Origin of the sequence: Nocardioides sp. Leaf307, from assembly GCF_001423135.1 — a bacterium.
Taxonomy (GTDB): Bacteria; Actinomycetota; Actinomycetes; order Propionibacteriales; family Nocardioidaceae; genus Nocardioides; species Nocardioides kribbensis.
Window position 1 is genome coordinate 654,317 of record NZ_LMNY01000003.1, and the last position, 17,312, is coordinate 671,628.

Annotated in this window: 15 protein-coding genes; 5 read left to right on the forward strand and 10 right to left on the reverse strand. The window is 74.5% G+C overall.

Annotated features, from left to right (window positions below; all coding sequences use genetic code 11):
- The first annotated feature begins 60 nt into the window (after positions 1-60).
- Positions 61-897: a helix-turn-helix transcriptional regulator gene (locus tag ASF50_RS17895; RefSeq protein ID WP_056905468.1), complete on the forward strand. Its 837-nt coding sequence runs from the start codon at positions 61-63 to the stop codon at positions 895-897.
- A 28-nt stretch (positions 898-925) separates the two neighbouring features.
- Here ASF50_RS17895 and ASF50_RS17900 read toward each other — a convergent pair whose 3' ends face one another.
- Positions 926-1,378, reverse strand: a complete 453-nt coding sequence (locus ASF50_RS17900; protein WP_056905363.1) for an NUDIX domain-containing protein — start codon at positions 1,376-1,378, stop codon at positions 926-928.
- A gap of 72 nt (positions 1,379-1,450) precedes the next feature.
- Between ASF50_RS17900 and ASF50_RS17905 the strand changes: the two genes are divergently transcribed.
- The 4 genes from ASF50_RS17905 (at position 1,451) to ASF50_RS17920 (ending at position 7,768) form a co-directional block, all read left to right on the forward strand.
- Entirely contained in the window at positions 1,451-2,170 is a 720-nt protein-coding gene (locus ASF50_RS17905) for a DUF4396 domain-containing protein (RefSeq protein ID WP_235557732.1), read from the forward strand.
- A 1,127-nt stretch (positions 2,171-3,297) separates the two neighbouring features.
- Entirely contained in the window at positions 3,298-3,999 is a 702-nt protein-coding gene (locus ASF50_RS17910) for a TetR/AcrR family transcriptional regulator (protein WP_082503340.1), read from the forward strand.
- The gene (locus ASF50_RS17915; protein WP_056905365.1) at positions 3,993-5,735 is read left to right on the forward strand and encodes an ABC transporter ATP-binding protein; all 1,743 of its coding nucleotides are present in this window, start codon (positions 3,993-3,995) and stop codon (positions 5,733-5,735) included. Before ASF50_RS17910 ends, ASF50_RS17915 begins: the two co-directional genes overlap by 7 nt.
- Before the next feature lie 80 nt (positions 5,736-5,815).
- The gene (locus ASF50_RS17920) at positions 5,816-7,768 is read left to right on the forward strand and encodes an ABC transporter ATP-binding protein (protein WP_082503376.1); all 1,953 of its coding nucleotides are present in this window, start codon (positions 5,816-5,818) and stop codon (positions 7,766-7,768) included.
- Between the two features lie 266 nt (positions 7,769-8,034).
- Here ASF50_RS17920 and ASF50_RS17925 read toward each other — a convergent pair whose 3' ends face one another.
- The 9 genes from ASF50_RS17925 to ASF50_RS17965 form a co-directional block, all read right to left on the reverse strand.
- Positions 8,035-8,277 carry a hypothetical protein gene (locus tag ASF50_RS17925; RefSeq protein ID WP_056905367.1) on the reverse strand — a complete coding sequence of 81 codons (243 nt, stop codon included), beginning with the start codon at positions 8,275-8,277 and terminating at the stop codon, positions 8,035-8,037.
- Positions 8,274-10,352, reverse strand: a complete 2,079-nt coding sequence (gene flhA / locus ASF50_RS17930; RefSeq protein WP_056864752.1) for a flagellar biosynthesis protein FlhA — start codon at positions 10,350-10,352, stop codon at positions 8,274-8,276. The genes ASF50_RS17925 and flhA overlap by 4 nt, the downstream gene beginning before the upstream one ends.
- A 99-nt stretch (positions 10,353-10,451) precedes the next feature.
- Positions 10,452-11,630, reverse strand: a complete 1,179-nt coding sequence (locus ASF50_RS17935; protein WP_056905368.1) for a flagellar biosynthesis protein FlhB — start codon at positions 11,628-11,630, stop codon at positions 10,452-10,454.
- Between the two features lies 1 nt (position 11,631).
- Complete coding sequence (locus tag ASF50_RS17940; protein ID WP_056905369.1) at positions 11,632-12,399, reverse strand: flagellar biosynthetic protein FliR; 768 nt, start codon at positions 12,397-12,399, stop codon at positions 11,632-11,634.
- An 80-nt stretch (positions 12,400-12,479) separates the two neighbouring features.
- Entirely contained in the window at positions 12,480-12,749 is a 270-nt protein-coding gene (locus tag ASF50_RS17945; RefSeq protein ID WP_056864749.1) for a flagellar biosynthetic protein FliQ, read from the reverse strand.
- Between the two features lie 77 nt (positions 12,750-12,826).
- Complete coding sequence (gene fliP / locus ASF50_RS17950; RefSeq protein ID WP_235557733.1) at positions 12,827-13,777, reverse strand: flagellar type III secretion system pore protein FliP; 951 nt, start codon at positions 13,775-13,777, stop codon at positions 12,827-12,829.
- Positions 13,774-15,432, reverse strand: coding sequence for a flagellar biosynthetic protein FliO (locus ASF50_RS17955; protein ID WP_056905370.1), 1,659 nt, complete (start codon positions 15,430-15,432; stop codon positions 13,774-13,776). Before ASF50_RS17955 ends, fliP begins: the two co-directional genes overlap by 4 nt.
- A 2-nt stretch (positions 15,433-15,434) precedes the next feature.
- Positions 15,435-16,316, reverse strand: coding sequence for a flagellar motor switch protein FliN (gene fliN, locus ASF50_RS17960; RefSeq protein WP_056905371.1), 882 nt, complete (start codon positions 16,314-16,316; stop codon positions 15,435-15,437).
- Positions 16,313-17,299, reverse strand: a complete 987-nt coding sequence (locus ASF50_RS17965) for a flagellar motor switch protein FliM (protein ID WP_056864746.1) — start codon at positions 17,297-17,299, stop codon at positions 16,313-16,315. The genes fliN and ASF50_RS17965 overlap by 4 nt, the downstream gene beginning before the upstream one ends.
- Between the last annotated feature and the right edge of the window lie 13 nt (positions 17,300-17,312).

Sequence of the window (17,312 nt, forward strand, 5' to 3'; positions counted from 1 at the left end):
GGTCCGACCTGGGCACGCCAGGACCAGGCAGGGGCCGCGCGGCGCGCCTAGGCTGGGGTGATGGGACGGGACCGGGCGGAGCTGGGGGCGTTCCTGCGCTCGCGGCGTGACCGGCTGACCCCGGCGCAGGCGGGGATGGACCCGTTCCCGGGGCCGCGGCGCGTGCCGGGCCTGCGCAAGGAGGAGCTGGCCGTGCTGGCCGGGGTCAGCCCCGACTACTACAGCCGCCTCGAGCAGGGGCGGCAGGCCAACGTCTCGCGCGAGGTGCTCGACGCGCTCGCCCGGGCGCTGCGACTCGACGAGACCGAGCAGGCCCACCTGGTCGACCTGGCGGGACCGCCCGCCCGCACCGCGCGGTCCACCACCGCGTCGCAGCGTCCCGACCCGGGACTGCTGCGGCTGATGACCGCGCTCGACCACCTGCCCGTGGTGCTGCTGGGCCAGCGCACCGAGGTGCTGGCCTCCAACGCGCTGCTGGCGGCGGTGCTGAGACCGCTGGCGCCGGGCACGTCGTTCGTGCGCTTCCTCTTCCTGGATCCGCTCGCCAGGGAGCGGATCGTGAACTGGGAGCACTTCGCCGCGACCGCCGTGGCCGCGCTGCGCCGTGACCTCGGCCGCCATCCCCACGACGCGCGGCTGCGCGACCTGGTGGCCGAGCTGCGCCGCGACCCCGACGTGGAGCGCTGGTGGGTCGACCACGCCGTGCGCGACTACGCCTCGGTGGCCAAGCAGATCGCGCACCCGGTGGCGGGCGACCTGGCCTTCGACATCGAGATCGTCTCCCCGCCCCACGACCAGGACCAGCGTCTGGTCGTCTACACCGCGCAGCCCGACTCGCGGACCGCGCGGGTGCTGCCGATGCTGGCCAGCTGGCAGGGCGCCTCGGCGCCCGCCTGAGCCGACCCGTCCCGCCTCGTCCTGTCGCTCAGGCCTCGGGTGCGGCGCTGACGGCGGCGAGGGTCAGGGCGACGTGCCACACCAGGGGCAGCGACCCCGCCTCCTGCGGCGTGGCCCACCGGTGGGCGTCGTGCTCGTGCGCGCTGAGCCGTACCTCGACGGGCGGTCCGGTCTCCTGCAGCGCGTAGGTGAGGGTGTGGAAGACCAGGTCGCGGCCCTCGGTGTCGCGGTTGCGGTGGTGGCTGACCTCGGCGCCGGCGCGCACCGTCAGCCCCGCCTCCTCCCAGCACTCCCGCACCGCGGCCGCGGCCGGTGACTCGCCGGGCTCGACCGTGCCGCCCGGCACGTCCCACTGCCCGCCGAGGTAGCGCCCCTCGCGGCGCCTGAGCAGCAGGTACCGCCCGCAGCGCTCCACGAGGCCGTGGGCGACGAAGCGGTCGGTCCCGTCGCTCGACCGCTGCGCGGCGCTGGCGTCCTCCATGCCGGGAGCCTAGACAACATATACCCCCTGGGGGTATATGTTGTGTCTGTGAGACCACCCGAGGAGGAGACGATGAGCACCACCCAGGACCACCAGCACGACCACCACGACGGCCACGACGACGCCGGCCGCGAGAGCCACGCAGGGCACGCAGGGCACGACCTCGGGTCACGGTCGATGGCCGTGAGCGCGACGCTGCACTGCCTCACCGGCTGCGCCGTCGGCGAGATCCTCGGGCTGATGATCGGCACCGCGATCGGCCTGAGCACGGGCTGGACCGTGCTGCTCGCCGTCTCGCTCGCCTTCTTCTTCGGCTACCTCCTCTCGACCCTGCCGCTCCTGCGGGCCGGGCTGGGGCTCGGCGCCGCGCTGTCGGTGGTGCTCGCCGCCGACACGCTCTCGATCGCCACGATGGAGCTGGTCGACAACGCCGTCATGGCGCTCATCCCGGGCGCCATGGACGCGGGGCTGGTCAACACCACCTTCTGGCTGTCGATGTCGATCGCCCTGCTCGCCGCCTTCGCGGCGGCCTACCCCGTCAACCGGCGGCTCCTCGCCCGCGGCAAGGGGCACGCCCTCACGCACGCCTTCCACGCGACGACGGTCGAGGTGGTGGGGCTGCGGCGGTTCGTGCCCGCCCCCGCCACCTCCACGCTGGTCGCGGCCATCGCGGCGTTCATGCTCGGCGGCTTCGTGGTCTCGTTGGCCGACGAGCTCGGAGGTGGGGACGGTGGCGCCCACGCCGGCGCCGCGCCGACCTCGGTGGTCGGGCGGTCAGTCGAAGGCCGGTGAGCGGCCGGTCGGTGAGTGCTGCGACCCGACGTGCTCCCGGGGACGGGCGCCGCCGACGGCTCACCGGTCACGACTCCGTCGTGGGCACTGTCGCGTACCCGCCCCGAGGAAGGTCCTCCGCAGGTCGCGAAGTGGCGGCGAACGACAGGCTGGTGGCCCTCCGGTGCGTCGTCTGCCGCCACTTCGTCGCGGGTGTCGCCACTCCACCGCGGGCCCTGCCGCGCACGCCCCGAGGAAGGTCGTCCGCTGGTCGTGGAGTGGTGGCGAACGACAGGCTGGCGGCCCTATGGGGCGTCGTCTGCCGCCACTTCGTCGCGGGCGTTGGGGCGCACCCGTCCCGGTCGCCGGGCTCGGCCGGTCGTGGAGTGGCGGCGAACGGCAGGCTGGTGGCCCTCGGGTGCGTCGTTTGCCGCCACTTCGTCGCGGGCGTGGGGCGCACCCGTCCCGGTCGACGGGCTCGGCAGGTCGTGGAGTGGCGGCGAATGACAGCTCGGTGGCGCCCGCGTGTGTCGTTTGCCGCCAATTGTCGCTGGTGTCGGCGCGCGCCGGCTGCGGGGGGCGTCCGTCGTGGGCGCCGCGACCCCACTGCTGGCGCGCCGCACCGCGGTGGGTGTTGGGGCGCGCCCGACCTGGCGGGGCTGGTCGTGGAATGGCGGCGAATGACAGCTCGGTGGCGCCCGCGTGCGTCGTTTGCCGCCACTTGTCGCGGACGTCGGCGCGCGCCGGCTGTCGGGGGCGTCCGTCGTGGGCGCCGCGACTCCACCGTGGGTGCCGCGCCGGCGCTGGCGGGGGTCGTCCGCTGGTCGCCGAGTGGCGGCGAACGACAGGCTGGTGACCCTCCGGCTCGTCGTTTGCCGCCACTTGTCGGGGGTGGCGGCGGGCGCCGGCTGCGGTGGACATCGGTCGCGGGCGCCGCGAGTCCACCGTGGCTGTCAGGCGCGCCGGACCCGGCGGGGGTCGTCAGTCGCGGGAGCCGGCGCGCCGCTGCTCCGGCGGGCGGTCGCGGCGGGTGGCGGAAGGGTGGCGTACAGCGGGTCGGCGGCCCCGAGCCGTCCTGGGCCGCCACGTCTGCGCAGGAGGTCCGGACAGCCTTGTGAGTGAGTGCTCACTCATCTACGCTCGAAGGCATGCCTCCCCGCGCCGCGCCGATGACCCCGCAGGAGCGCCACGACCAGCTGGTCGACGTCACCCTGCGCCTGCTGCGCGAGCACGGCCGCGCGGTGACCACGAAGCAGATCGCGGAGGCCGCGGGGATCGCGGAGGGCACGATCTTCCGGGTCGTGGCCAGCAAGGACGAGCTGGTCGACGCGGCGCTCGTGCGGGCCTTCGACCACGGCGCGATCTTCGACCGCATCGCCGAGATCGACCCGGCGCTCCACCTGCGCGACCGGATGGTGCGCCTGGTGTCGATCCTGCAGCAGCGCTTCCGCGCGACCTTCGGGCTGATCCGCAAGGTCGGGATGCTCGGGCCGCCCGCCCACCTGCACGACTCCGCGGAGGCCGACGCCGTGCGGGCCCGGCTCGAGCGGGCGTGCGTCGAGCTGGTCGGTGCCGACGCCGAGCACCTGAGCGTCGAGCCGGGGGAGATGGTGCACCGGCTGCGCCTGCTCACCTTCGCCGGCAGCCACGAGCAGGTGGCCGACGGCCGCCTGCTGAGCCCCGAGGAGATCGTCGACACCGTGCTGACCGGACTGCTCGCCCCCGCAGCGAGGCCCACCTGCGCCGACCCCGCCGACCCCGCCGACCCCGCCGACCCCGTCGTCCCGGCCGAGCGCGCCACCACACCGGCGCGGCCCGCGCGGCCGGTGCGGGAGGAGGCGTCGTGCTGATCCCGCTGCTGCGCGAGCGCCTCGCGGCGTACCGGCCCTGGCTGCTGGCCGTGGTCGGGCTCCAGTTCGTCGGCGTGCTGGCGATGCTCTTCCTCCCCAGCCTCAACGCCGACATCATCGACCGCGGGATCGCCACCGGCGACACCGCCTACATCTGGCGCGTCGGCGCCGTCATGCTCGCGGTCTCGGTGGTGCAGATCGTGTGCTCGGTGGGCGCCGCCTGGTTCGGGGCGCGTACGGCGATGAGCCTCGGTCGCGACCTGCGCGGGGAGCTCTTCGCCCGGGTCGGCACCTTCTCCAAGCGCGAGGTCGACCACTTCGGTGCGCCCTCGCTCATCACCCGCGGCACCAACGACGTGCAGCAGGTGCAGATGCTCGTGCTGATGGCCTGCCTCATCGCGGTGTCGAGCCCGATCATGATGGTGGGCGGCGTCGTGATGGCGCTGCGCGAGGACGTCGGGCTGGGCTGGGTGCTCGCCGTGGTCGTGCCGGCGCTCTTCGTGACGGTCGGCTTCGTGGTGAGCCGCATGGTGCCGAGCTTCCGGCTGATGCAGTCGCGCATCGACGAGGTCAACCGCGTCCTGCGCGAGCAGATCACCGGGGTGCGCGTGGTGCGCGCCTTCGTGCGCGAGCCCCACGAGACCGAGCGCTTCGCGGACGCCAACGCCGACCTGACCGCCGTGGCGACCCGGGCCGGGCGCTGGCTGGCCGCGATGTTCCCGCTGGTGATGATCGTGGTCAACGTCTCCAGCGTGGCGGTCATCTGGTTCGGCGGGCAGCGCGTCGACAGCGGCCAGATGGAGGTCGGGGCTCTGACGGCCTTCCTGTCCTACCTGATGCAGATCCTGATGTCGGTGATGATGGCGACCTTCATGCTCATGCAGGTGCCGCGCTCGGCGGTGTGCGCCGACCGGATCGCGGAGGTGCTCGGCACGTCGAGCTCGGTGGTGCCCTCGGCCACGCCGACCACGCCCGACCCCGCCCGCCGCGGCCACCTCGACCTGGTCGACGTCGGCTTCTCCTACCCCGGCGCGGAGTCGCCGGTGCTCTCGGGGGTCACCGTCTCGGCCCGGCCGGGGCAGGTGGTGGCCGTCGTCGGCTCGACCGGCTCGGGCAAGTCCACCCTGGTCAACCTCGTGCCCCGCCTGGTCGACGCCACGGCCGGCCAGGTGCGGGTGGCCGGCGTCGACGTGCGCGACCTCGACCCCGACGTGCTGTGGGAGCAGATCGGTCTCGTGCCGCAGCAGGGGTACCTCTTCAGCGGCACCATCCGCTCCAACCTCCGGCACGGCCGCGCCGACGCCGGTGACGAGGAGCTGTGGCGCGCGCTCGAGATCGCCCAGGCCCGCGACTTCGTCGAGCGGCTGCCCGAGGGCCTGGAGGCGCCGGTGGCCCAGGGCGGCACCAACTTCTCCGGGGGGCAGCGCCAGCGCCTCGCGATCGCGCGCGCCGTGGTGCGCCGCCCCGGGCTCTACCTCTTCGACGACTCCTTCTCCGCCCTCGACCTGGCCACCGACGCGCGGCTGCGCGCCGCGCTGCGGCCCGTGACCCGCGACGCCACCGTCGTGGTCGTGGCGCAGCGGATCTCGACCGTGCGCGACGCCGACCTCGTCGTCGTGCTCGACGACGGGCGGGTGGTCGGCCAGGGCACCCACGAGGAGCTGCTCGCCTCGTGCCCGACCTACCAGGAGATCGTGGCCTCGCAGGAGAGCGCGACCGCGGGGGTGGGCGCGTGAGCACGACCGAGGAGCGCCCCGGCCAGCTGCGCGCGACCGACCGGCCCCCGCCGCCGGCGGGAGGCCCCGGCCGCGGCCCGATGGGCGGCGGGGGCGTGGCGCAGAAGGCCATGGACTTCGGCCCGTCGGCCAAGCGCCTGGTCGCGCGGCTGCGCCCGGAGCGCACCGCGGCGCTGCTCGTGGTCGCCCTCGGCGTGGTCAGCGTGCTGCTCATGGCCGTCGGCCCCCGCATCCTCGGGCGCGCCACCGACCTCGTCTTCGCGGGCCTGCTGGGCCGTCAGTACGCCGGGGCCGACGCGGCCGAGCTCCCCGACGCCGCCCGCGGGCTCGACGTCGTGCCCGGGCGCGGCGTCGACTTCGACGCCGTCGGTCAGGTGCTGCTGCTGGCCCTCGGGGTCTACGTCGCGGCCTCGCTGCTGGCCTTCCTGCAGGGCTACGTGCTCAACGGGGTGGTGCAGCGCACCGTCTACCGGATGCGCGAGGAGGTCGAGGAGACCCTCAACCGGCTGCCCCTCACCTACTTCGACCGCAGCCCCCGCGGCGAGCTGCTCAGCCGGGTCACCAACGACATCGACAACGTCAGCCAGACCCTCCAGCAGACGATGAGCCAGCTGCTCACCTCGCTGATGACCGTGGTGGCCGTGCTCGCGATGATGCTGTGGATCTCCCCGCTGCTGGCCCTCGTGGCGCTGGTGTCGGTGCCGCTGTCGCTGCTGGTGACCCGGGCCATCATGCGCCGCTCGCAGGGCCAGTTCGTGGCCCAGTGGAAGCGCACCGGCCAGCTCAACGCCCAGGTCGAGGAGGCCTTCTCCGGCCACGAGCTGGTCAGCGTCTTCGGTCGTCGCCGCGAGGTCGAGCAGCGCTTCACCGAGGAGAACGACGCGCTCTTCGACGCCAGCTTCCGCGCGCAGTTCGTCAGCGGCCTGATCATGCCGGCGATGATGTTCATCGGGAACCTCAACTACGTCGTCGTCGCCGTCGTGGGCGCCCTGCGCGTGGCCAGCGGCTCGCTGACCCTGGGCGAGGTCCAGGCCTTCGTGCAGTACACCCGCCAGTTCACCCAGCCGCTCACCACCGTCGCCTCGATGGCCAACCTGCTGCAGTCGGGCGTCGCCTCGGCCGAGCGGGTCTTCGAGCTGCTCGACGCCGACCTCGAGCGCCCCGACCCGGACGAGGCGACCGAGGCCGGGGCCGGGGGCACGACGGTGGCTGCGGGCTCCGGCGTACGACGCGGTGAGGTGGCCTTCGAGCACGTGTCGTTCTCCTACAGCCCCGACCGCGAGCTCATCACCGACCTCTCCCTCGTGGCCCGGCCGGGCCAGACCGTGGCCATCGTCGGGCCGACCGGGGCGGGCAAGACCACGCTGGTCAACCTCGTCATGCGCTTCTACGAGCTCGACGGCGGCCGCATCACCCTCGACGGCGTCGACGTGTCGTCGATGTCGCGGGCGCGGCTGCGCGGGCAGATCGGCATGGTGCTCCAGGACACCTGGCTCTTCGAGGGCACCATCCGCGACAACATCGCCTACGGCCGGCCGGGGGCGTCGGCCGACGACGTGCTCGAGGCCGCGCGGGCGACCTTCGTCGACCGCTTCGTGCGCTCGCTGCCCGAGGGCTACGACACCGTCGTCGACGAGTCGGGCTCCAACCTCTCCGCGGGGGAGCGCCAGCTCGTCACGATCGCCCGGGCCTTCCTCACCGCGCCCGCGCTGCTCATCCTCGACGAGGCGACGTCGTCGGTCGACACCCGCACCGAGGTGCTGGTGCAGCACGCGATGGCGGCGCTGCGCGCCGACCGCACGTCGTTCGTCATCGCCCACCGGCTCTCCACCATCCGCGACGCCGACCTCATCCTGGTGATGGAGGACGGGGCCATCGTCGAGCAGGGCACCCACGAGGAGCTGCTCGCCGCCGCCGGGGCCTACGCCCGGCTGCACGCCAGCCAGTTCGCCGCGGTCGAGGCCCCGGCCGACGGGGCGGTCCAGGGGGCGGTCCGGGGGTCGGTCCAGGGGCCCGACGAAAACCCCTTGTGACGCCGCCGACGTCGACCTACCGTGGTCGCACACGGGAAAGGAGGTGGTCCGAAGAATGATTTCTTCTAGGACGCGTGAGGTGGCTGCCCGCTAGCAGCCCAGCGCCAACGAGGGGTGGAAGTCCCTCCGGCTGCTGGTGAATCCTCAGCAGTCACCCGACCCGCAGGTGATCCGGTCGCACGTCCGCCGGAGCGGCTCCCCGGAGCCACACCTGCGGGTCGTCCCACGTCCGGGCCCAGCTCACCGGACCCGTTCACCGGACCCGTTCATTGGGCGGGCAGCTCCTCGGTCGGGGTCTCGTCGGCCGGCACGACGGCCGGCTGCGCGGCCGGCGGCTCGCCGACCATCATCGCCACCAGCGAGATCGCGACCCAGCAGACCACGACGGCCACGAGCCAGCGGGTGACGGCCACGTCGACGGTGACCGCGCCCGAGACGAACCCGCCGTAGAGCGCGGGGGAGGCGACGAGCGCCGCGGCGCCGAGCACCGGGCCGGAGAGCAGGTTCACGAGGTGACCTCCATGACGCGCTCGCCGCTGACCACGCCCGCGGAGCGGACCTGGGCGGTGCCGGTGAGCTCGGGGTAGGACAGCACGGGCAGCCGGTCGACCGCCGGTCGGATGAGACGGCGTACGGCGGGCCGCAGCCCGGGCGCGCACACCAGCACGGGGCGCACGTTGCGGTTCTCGGCGTCGACCAGCAGCTGGGCCAGCCCGCCGATGACCGTCTGGAGGGTCACCGGGTCGAGCGCGATCATGGCGCCCTGCTCGGTGATGCGCAGGCACTCGAGCATCCGCTGCTCGAACTGCGGCTCGAAGCTGATCACGTGCACGACGCCGTCGACCAGGTGCGGCGCGACCACGGCCGGGCCGAGCGCGGCCCGGGCGGCCTCGACGAGGCCGTCGAGATCCTTGCTCGACTGCGCCTTGAGCGAGAGCGCCTCGTAGATGCGCACCAGGTCGCGGATCGAGATGCCCTCGTCGAGCAGGTGCTGGAGCACCCGCTGCACCTCGCCCAGCGACAGGGCGCCCGGGGTGAGCTCCTCGACGACGTTGGGGTGGCTGCGCTTGACCACGTCGGTGAGCATCCGCACGTCCTCGCGGCCCAGCAGGCGCGCGGCGTGGGAGGAGACCACCTCGGCCAGGTGGGTGGTGATGACGGCGCTGCGGTCGACGACGGTGGCGCCGCTGAGCTCGGCCTGGCTGCGCAGCTCGGCGGGGATCCACTTGGCGTCGAGGCCGAAGACCGGCTCCTGCGTGGGCTCACCGGGCAGCGAGCCCAGGAAGTCGCCGATGGCCAGCACGGTGCCCGGGGGCGCCTCGCCGCGCGCGACCTCGATGTCGAAGAGCTTGATGACGTAGGTGCGCGAGGGCAGGTCGAGGTTGTCGCGGGTGCGCACGAGCGGCACCACCACGCCGAGCTCGCCGGCGACCTTGCGGCGCAGCGCCTTGACCCGCTCGAGCAGGTCGCCGCCGGAGCCGACGTCGACGAGGTCGATGATGTCGGCCGAGAGCTCCAGACCCAGCGGGTCGACCTGGATCTCCTCGGCGAGGGTCTCGGGGTGGTCGCGCGAGGGCGCCTCGATCGCGGCGGCCTCCGCGGCGGCGGCCAGCGCCGCCGGGCTGCCGGGGGTGGCGGGGGCGTCGTCGGGCACGCGGGTCGAGAGCAGCAGCAGCGCCCCGCCGGTGAGCAGGAAGGGGATCTTGGGCAGGCCCGGGATCAGGCAGAGCGCCATGCCCGCGAAGCCGGCGATGCGCAGCGGCATCCGGTTGGCGGTGATCTGGCGGACGATGTCGGAGCCCATGTCGCCCTCGCCGGCGCTGCGGGTGACGACCAGGCCGGTGGCCACCGACAGCAGCAGGGCGGGGATCTGCGAGACCAGGCCGTCACCGACCGTCAGCAGCGAGTACGTCGTCACCGCGTCGCCGGCCGACATGCCCATCTGGGCCATGCCGACGGCGAAGCCGCCGACGAGGTTGACCAGCGTGATGATGATGGCCGCGATCGCGTCGCCCTTGACGAACTTCGAGGCGCCGTCCATCGCGCCGTAGAAGTCGGCCTCGGCGTGCACCTCGGCGCGGCGCTGGCGGGCCTGGTCCTCGTCGATGAGACCGGAGTTGAGGTCGGCGTCGATGGCCATCTGCTTGCCGGGCATCGCGTCGAGGGTGAAGCGGGCGCCGACCTCCGCGACGCGGCCCGCGCCGTTGGTGATGACGACGAACTGGATGATCAGCAGGATCGAGAAGATGATCAGCCCGACGATCAGCGAGCCGCCCACCACGAAGTGGCCGAAGGTCTCGATCACCTTGCCGGCGTAGCCGTCGATGAGCACCAGCCGGGTCGCGCTCACGTTGAGCGCCAGGCGGAAGAGCGTCATCACCAGCAGCAGCGCCGGGAACGACGCGAAGTCGAGCGGGCGGGTCACGAACATCGCCGTGAGCAGGATGAGCAGCGCGCCGGTGATGTTGGCGGCGATGAGGAGGTCGAGCACGGCGGCCGGCAGCGGGATGACCAGCATCACGACGATCATGACGATGCCGACGGGCACGCCGAGCTGGGTCAGCCGCTTGAGCGAGCCGTCCATGGAGCCGCCTTCCGGGGTCGTCTGCGTCAGGGGCGATCGGGTCGATCGCGGGTCCCCGCCGTCCGTGGCGCAGCCGACACCGTCCTGGCGTCGCCCGGCCTATCGGCCGCTCGGCGCCGGGTCTGAGGAAATGGCCGGGACGACCGGAGCGGTACGCCGCCGGCGCCGGCCCGCCCGGGGCACGGTGGGCAGCGCGGCGTCGAGGCGCGGGCTGCGGTGGCTGCCGCCGCGGCGGCCCTGGCGCTTGCGGCTGATCACGAAGGCCAGCACGTGGGCGACGGCGCCGAAGAGCTCGGCGGGGATCTCGTGGCCGACCTCGCAGGAGGCGTGCAGCGCCCGGGCCAGCGGCACGTCCTGCACCAGCGGCACCTCGGCCTCGGTGGCGACCTCGCGGATGCGCGCCGCGACCGCGCCGGCCCCGCGGGCCACCACGAGGGGGGCGCCGCGCTGGGCGTCGTACCTCAGGGCCACGGCGACGTGGGTGGGGTTGACGAGCACGACGTCGGCGGTGGGCACGTCGGCGATCATGCGGTTGCGGGCGGCGGCGAGCTGGCGGGCGCGGATGGCGCTCTTCACCAGCGGGTCGCCCTCCGACATCTTGTGCTCCTGCTTGACCTCGTCCTTGGTCATGCGGGTCTGCTTGCCGACCCGGCGCCGCTGCATGCCGTAGTCGACGCCGGCCAGCAGCACGCCGGCGACGGCGACGTTGCGCAGCAGGGCGAGCGCGTGCTCGCCGCCCGCGGTGAGCACGACGCCCATCGGCACCATGCCGCCCAGCAGCGGCATCAGCGCCTTGATCGAGGACCAGACCAGGATCGCGACGACCGAGCACTTGGCCAGCATCTTCACGCCCTCCCACAGCGCCTGCGGGCCGAAGATGCGCTTGGCGCCCTTGATCGGGTCGAGCTTGGAGAAGGTGGGCTTGACCGCCTTGGTGGCGAGGTAGAAGCCGCCCTGGGCCAGGGTGCCGGCGACGCTGACGACCGCGACGGCCGAGGCGAGCACGACCAGGGCCAGGAAGGCCCCGCCCACGCCCTCGCCCAGCAGCGCCATCGCCCGCTCCGGGGAGGGGTCCTCCACCGCGCGCAGGCAGGCGGTCATCAGCCGCTGCATCGCGTCGAGCTCGCGGGTCAGCAGCAGCGGCATCACCATCGCGGCCAGGGTCAGCGCGATCCACGGGCCGAGCTCCTGGGTGCGCGCGACCTGGCCCTCCTTGCGCGACTCCTTGAGCTTCTTCGGTGTCGGCTTCTCGGTCTTCTCCCCGCTGGACCCGCTCACCTCAGCCTCCTCCCGCGAAGGCCGCGGTGAGCTCGAGGGAGAGCTCGACCAGGCGGCGCACCAGGCCCGGCAGCACCGGGAACGACAGGCCGAGCAGCATGAGGGTCAGGCCGATCTTGGCCGGGAACATCACGTTGATGGCGTTGAGCTGCGGCGCGACCTTGGTCATCAGGGCCAGGCCGAGGTCGGCGACGAAGAGCACCGCGATCATCGGCAGGGCGACCTGCACGGCGGTGACGAAGAAGACCCCGAAGGCGCGCAGCAGCAGGTCGGCGCCGCCGTCGAGGTCGGGCGTCCGGCCGATGGGCAGCATCTCGAAGGTCCGCAGCAGCCCGCCCACGACGAGCAGGTGGCCGCCGCTGACGAAGAGCAGCACCGTGGCCAGCATCTGGTGGAACTTGCCGAAGACGGTGTTCATGTTCATCGCCAGCGGGTCGAAGGCGGCGGCCAGCGCGAACCCGCCGAAGACGTCGATGATGCTGCCCGCCGCCGCCACGGCCGCGAACAGCAGCGAGGTCAGGAAGCCCATCGACAGCCCGATCATCACCTGGGTCAGCACGGTGGTGAGGAGCCCGAAGGTGTCGACCGGGATGGTGGAGTCGGCCATGAGCGGCGCCACGGCGAAGGCCAGCCCCAGGCTGAGGACGACCTTGGCCGTGGTCGGGATCGACCGCGACGCGAAGGGCGGCACGACCACCAGCCACGCGACGATGCGTACCGCGGCCAGCACGAAGGCCAGCAGCGGCTCGCCCGTGACGGTGACGGTCATCTGGTGCTCGCTCGGTCTCGGTCTGGGTCTCGGTCTGGGGCGGGGTCTGGTGCGGGTCGGGGGCTGGTCCGGTGGCCGGCTCAGGCGAGCAGGCGCGGGATCATGTCGAAGAGGTCCTGGGTGAAGACCACGAGCGTGTGGAGCATCCAGTTGCCGCTGACCAGGATGGCGATGCCGACGGCCACGACCTTCGGCACGAAGGCGAGCGTGAACTCCTGGATCTGGGTCATCGACTGGAACAGCGAGACCGCGAAGCCGACCGCGAGGGCGGTCACCAGGATCGGTGCGGAGAGCTTGAGCGCGACCATCATGGTCTGCATCGCGATCTCGATGATGGCGGTGTCGGTCATCGGCGTGGGTCCCTCGGACAGGCGGCGGTGGCGCGCGGGGTGGTGGCGGCGTGGTGGGCGCGGGGCGGTGGGGGCAGCTAGGTGGTGCCGTAGCTCGACACGAGCGCCTTGATCACCAGGGCCCAGCCGTCGACCAGCACGAAGAGCAGCAGCTTGAAGGGCAGGGAGACCATCACCGGCGGCATCATCATCATGCCCAGCGCCATCAGCGCCCCGCTCACGACGATGTCGATGACGAGGAAGGGGATGAAGATGATGAAGCCGATGATGAAGGCGGCCTTGAGCTCGCTGAGGATGAAGGCCGGCACGAGGGTGGTCATGCCGACGTCGTCGCGGTCGTCCGGCAGGTCGCGGCGCGCGACGTTGGTGAGCAGCCGCAGCTCCTCGTCGCCGGTCTGGTCGAGCATGAACTCGCGCAGCGGCTCGATGCCGTCCTCGAAGGACTGCGCCGAGGTCTTGTCGCCGTCGAGGTAGGGCTGCACGCCCGCGTCGTTCATGGCCGACAGCGTCGGGGTCATGATGAAGAGGCTGAGGAAGAGCGCCAGCCCGGCGAGCACCTGGTTGGGCGGGGTCTGCTGCAGGCCCAGCGCGTTGCGGGTCAGGCCCAGCACGATGAGGATCTTGGTGAAGCTGGTGCAGGTCAGCAGGATCGCCGGCGCCAGCGACAGCAGGGTCAGCGTGACCAGCAGGGTCACCGAGGAGCTGGGCTTGTCGGTGAGGCCGGTGAGGTCGATGGTGACGTCGCCGCCGGGGTCGGCGGTCGGGCCGGCGGGGCCGGTGAGCCCGGCACCGGGCCGCTGGGCGCCCGTGCCGGCCGGCGCGGGGTCGGTGGCTCCGGCGGTCGGGGCGGGGGAGGCCGGGGCGGTCGGCGCCGGGGCGAGGTCGGTGGCCGAGGCGGGAGCGGACGCGCCGAGCAGCAGCACGGCGGTCGCGGCGAGGGTGACGAGACCGGTCACGAGGGCAGCGGCGACCAGCGCGCCCACCCGTCGGGGGGCCCGGGTCGCGCGCCCGAGGCGCGCCGGGGTCACGACGCGCGCCCCGACACCGCGGCGAGGGCCTGCCGCCAGGTCTGGGGGGAGAGGACCGATCCGGCCAGCGGGCCCGACGTGGTGGGCGTCGCCGGGGCCGTGCCGCGGGCAGCGGGCCGGGCGGGGGCGGGGGCCGGCGCGGGGGTCGCGGGGGCGGCCGGCGCGGCCTGGGTGGCGGCGGGCTCCGTGACCGTACGGCGCGCGCGCCGCACCAGGCCGCGGGCCGTGCGCCGCTCGGTGCGGGTCGCGCGCCCGGGGCCGGCCGCCGGTGCCTCGGTGCCGGGCGTGGCGCCGGTGGTGGCGGTGCCGGTGGTGGCGGTGCCGGTCGCGTCGGCCGCGGTGGTGGTGAGGGGCGTGGGGTCGGCCAGCCACGCGGCGAGCTGGGCCGCGAAGTCGTCGGCCGCGGGGACCGCGGTGGCCGGGGTCGCTGTGTCGACGGTGACGGTGGCTGCCGTGGTGGCGGCGGTCGCGGTCTCCTGGGCGAGCAGCAGCTCGGCGGGGTTGACAGCCGGGACCGCCACGGCCGCGGCCGCGGGGAGCCCGGAGACCGTGGCAGGCGCGGTGGCTCCGAGCGGGGGAGCGGGGACGGCGGCGGTGCCCGCCGCGGGCAGGACCGCGGGCACGAGCGCGGGCACGACCGCCGGCACGTCTGCGGGTGCCGCGACGGCGGGAGCGACCGGGGTGGCGCCGGGGCCGAGGGCCGGGGCGGTGGTGGCGACCCGGTGACGGGCGACGACGCGAGGCGCGGTCGGGTCGGGGCGCACGGGCTCGAAGGCGGCCGCGGGGGCCGGGCCGGTGAGGGCCGGGTGGTCGGAGCGGTGGCGGCCCGACACGGCGGCCGCGGCGAGCGACCCGGTGTCGACGGCGGTGTCCGGAGCGGTGAGCCCGCCGGTGAGGTCGCCGGTGAGGTCGGGGGCGGCCTCGGCGGCCGTCCCGACGGTGGCCTCGTGCGTGGGGCGGGGGCCGGCTCCGGCGCTGGTGCCGGCCGGGGCGAGACGGCCGAGGATCGCGGCGGCGTGGCCGGCGTAGGGGCCCGGCTGCTCGCCGAGGGCGGGCAGGACCGCCGCGACGGCCGCGACGGCCGGGGCGGCCGGGGCGGACGACGCGGACTGGGCCGGGGCGTCGTCGGTGACGACGGTGACCGCCGTCCCCTGCTGCTGCGGGCCCTCGCTCCTGTGGTCGACCGGGTCCCCGAGGTCGGTGGGGGAGGTCTGCTCGGGCTGCTCGGTGGCGGGCTCGGGCTCGTCGGCGGGGGCGGGCACGACGCTGAGCGAGGGCAGCGCGGTCACGGTGGCGAGCCGGGGCGACCGCGTGGTCACGTCCTCGCGGTCGCCGTCGCCGGTGCCGGTGCCGGCGTCGGCGTCGGCGTCGGTGTCGAGCGCGGCGCCGTCCTGTCCGGCAACGGTGGCGGCCTCGTCTGCGTCGAGCTCGGCGAGCACGCGCACCTGCTGCTCGGTGGTGCCGAGGACCAGGGTGCGGCCGCCGACGGTGACCACGGTGAGCGCGGAGCCGCGGCCCAGCTGCTGGCGGTGGAGCACCTGCACGGCGGCGCCGGCGCGGCCGGAGAAGCGGCGCGCGCCGAGGCGGGCGATGAGCAGCAGCAGCCCCACGACCACCGCCAGCGACACCACCATCCGGAGGGCGAGCTCGGCCATGCTCAGCCCACCGCGCCCTGGTCGAGGATCTCGGTGACGCGCAGGCCGAAGTCCTCGTCGACGACGACGACCTCGCCGCGGGCGATGAGGCGGCCGTTGACCAGCAGGTCGGCGGGGCTGCCGGCGGCCCGGTCGAGGGCGAGCACGGCGCCGGGGGCCAGCGCGAGGAGGTCGCGCACGGGCATGCGGGTGCGACCGAGCTCGACGGTGACCTCCATCTCCACACCGTGGAGCATCTCGATGCCGCGGCGGCCGTCGGCGATGGAGCGGACGTTGTCGGCCTGGCCGGTGGCGGGCAGGGGACGGCCGGCGACGGGCTGGCCGAAGGGGTCCACCGTGGTGGCCGCCGGGCCGCCGGCCGGGGAGCCCTGGCCCGCCTGGCCGGCCTGGGACGCCTGGGCTGACTGGGCCGCCTGGGCGGCGAGCGCGGCGGCCAGGGTGGTGTCGGGCACCAGGAGGGCGGCGACGATGCCGGCGCCGAGCAGCGGCACGGCGGTGAAGCCGCCGCCGCTGGGCCCGGTCAGCTCGGGGACGAGCAGCTCGAGGTCGACCGAGCGGGCGGCCTGGGCGGTGGCGCCCAGCGCGGCGGCAGCGGCGTCGAGCGCCGGCTGCACGGCGGCGCCGAGATCGAGGCCGCCGAGCGGGCTGGCCTGGAGCGCGGAGACGAGCTCCTCGCCCACGAGCACCGAGACCCGGCCGCCGGCCGGACCGCTGAGGTCGGCGACGGCCGCGCCCGCGAAGACGCCCACGACGTGCTCGGTGCCGGGCTGGGGGTCGCCGGCCGAGAGCGGCTCGCTGGCGGGGAGCACGGTGGCGCAGGCCTCCGCGGCGGCCAGGGCGAGGGCGTCGGCGGGGGAGCCCCCGGCGGGCAGGGTGCTGGTCATCGGTTCTCCTGGGTGTGAGCGGCGCCGGCCGCGACGATGAGGGCGGCCAGACGCGCGCCCTGGGTGCCCGCGGTGGCGTGGGCGAAGGCCTGCTCGTCGACGGTCACGTCGAGCGGGGCCGAGGCCGGGTGGGCCAGGCGCAGCACGTCGCCGGGCCGCAGGTCGGACAGCGTGGCGGGGTCGACCGCGGTGCTGCGGAAGCGGACGGCCACGTCGACCGGCACCTCCTGGAAGGTCTCGTGCAGCAGCGCGGCGGCCTCGGCGCGCTGGGTCCGCTCACGGCTGGAGACGGGCGCGGGCGCGGCGGCCGCGGTGAGGTGCGGCAGCAGCCCGCCGAAGGGCAGGCACAGCGACATCCGGTGCGCGCGCTCGTCGATACGCAGGTCGAGGCCCACCGAGACCATGACGTCGGCGGCGCCCGCGACCTGGGCGAACTGCGGGCTGTACTCGACGCCGGTCACCTCGGGGTCGAGGGTGACGATGGCGGCCAGGGAGTAGCGCATCTCGGCCAGCAGGCGCTCGACCAGGCCGGCGATCACGCCGCTCTCGATCTCGGTGAGCGGGCGCTGCGGCTGGTCGGCCTGGCCGGGCCCGCCGAGCATGTGGTCGACGCACGACATCACCGCGTTGAGCGGGAGGTCGAGCACCCCGCGGCCCGGCACCGGGTCGAGGGCGAAGAGCGTGAGGTAGGTGGTCGGCGCGAGGCTGTCGACGTACTCGGCGTAGGTGCGCTGGTCGATGCCGGCCAGACTCACCTGGCACACCGAGCGCAGCGCGGAGGTGAAGACCGTGGTGGCCTGCCGGGCGAAGCCGTCGAAGCCCACCTGGAGGATGCGCAGGTGCTCGCGCGAGAGCTGGATCGGGCGACGGAAGTCGTAGGGCACGGCCGTGGCGGCGCCGTCGCGGCGGCGCGAGCGACCCGTCGGTCCGAGCCGTCGGGGGTCGGCGACCGGGGAGGACGGCAACGCGGTCGGCAGGCTCACGCCCCGCCCATCG

Bases quoted from the DNA above. Each gene is read 5' to 3' on its own strand.
- ASF50_RS17895 (WP_056905468.1), top strand. From the start codon at position 61: ATGGGACGGGACCGGGCGGAGCTGGGGGCGTTCCTGCGCTCGCGGCGT.
- ASF50_RS17900 (WP_056905363.1), bottom strand. From the start codon at position 1,378: ATGGAGGACGCCAGCGCCGCGCAGCGGTCGAGCGACGGGACCGACCGC.
- ASF50_RS17905 (WP_235557732.1), top strand. From the start codon at position 1,451: ATGAGCACCACCCAGGACCACCAGCACGACCACCACGACGGCCACGAC.
- ASF50_RS17910 (WP_082503340.1), top strand. From the start codon at position 3,298: ATGCCTCCCCGCGCCGCGCCGATGACCCCGCAGGAGCGCCACGACCAG.
- ASF50_RS17920 (WP_082503376.1), top strand. From the start codon at position 5,816: ATGGGCGGCGGGGGCGTGGCGCAGAAGGCCATGGACTTCGGCCCGTCG.
- flhA (WP_056864752.1), bottom strand. From the start codon at position 10,352: ATGGACGGCTCGCTCAAGCGGCTGACCCAGCTCGGCGTGCCCGTCGGC.
- ASF50_RS17940 (WP_056905369.1), bottom strand. From the start codon at position 12,399: ATGACCGTCACCGTCACGGGCGAGCCGCTGCTGGCCTTCGTGCTGGCC.
- ASF50_RS17945 (WP_056864749.1), bottom strand. From the start codon at position 12,749: ATGACCGACACCGCCATCATCGAGATCGCGATGCAGACCATGATGGTC.
- ASF50_RS17955 (WP_056905370.1), bottom strand. From the start codon at position 15,432: ATGGCCGAGCTCGCCCTCCGGATGGTGGTGTCGCTGGCGGTGGTCGTG.
- fliN (WP_056905371.1), bottom strand. From the start codon at position 16,316: ATGACCAGCACCCTGCCCGCCGGGGGCTCCCCCGCCGACGCCCTCGCC.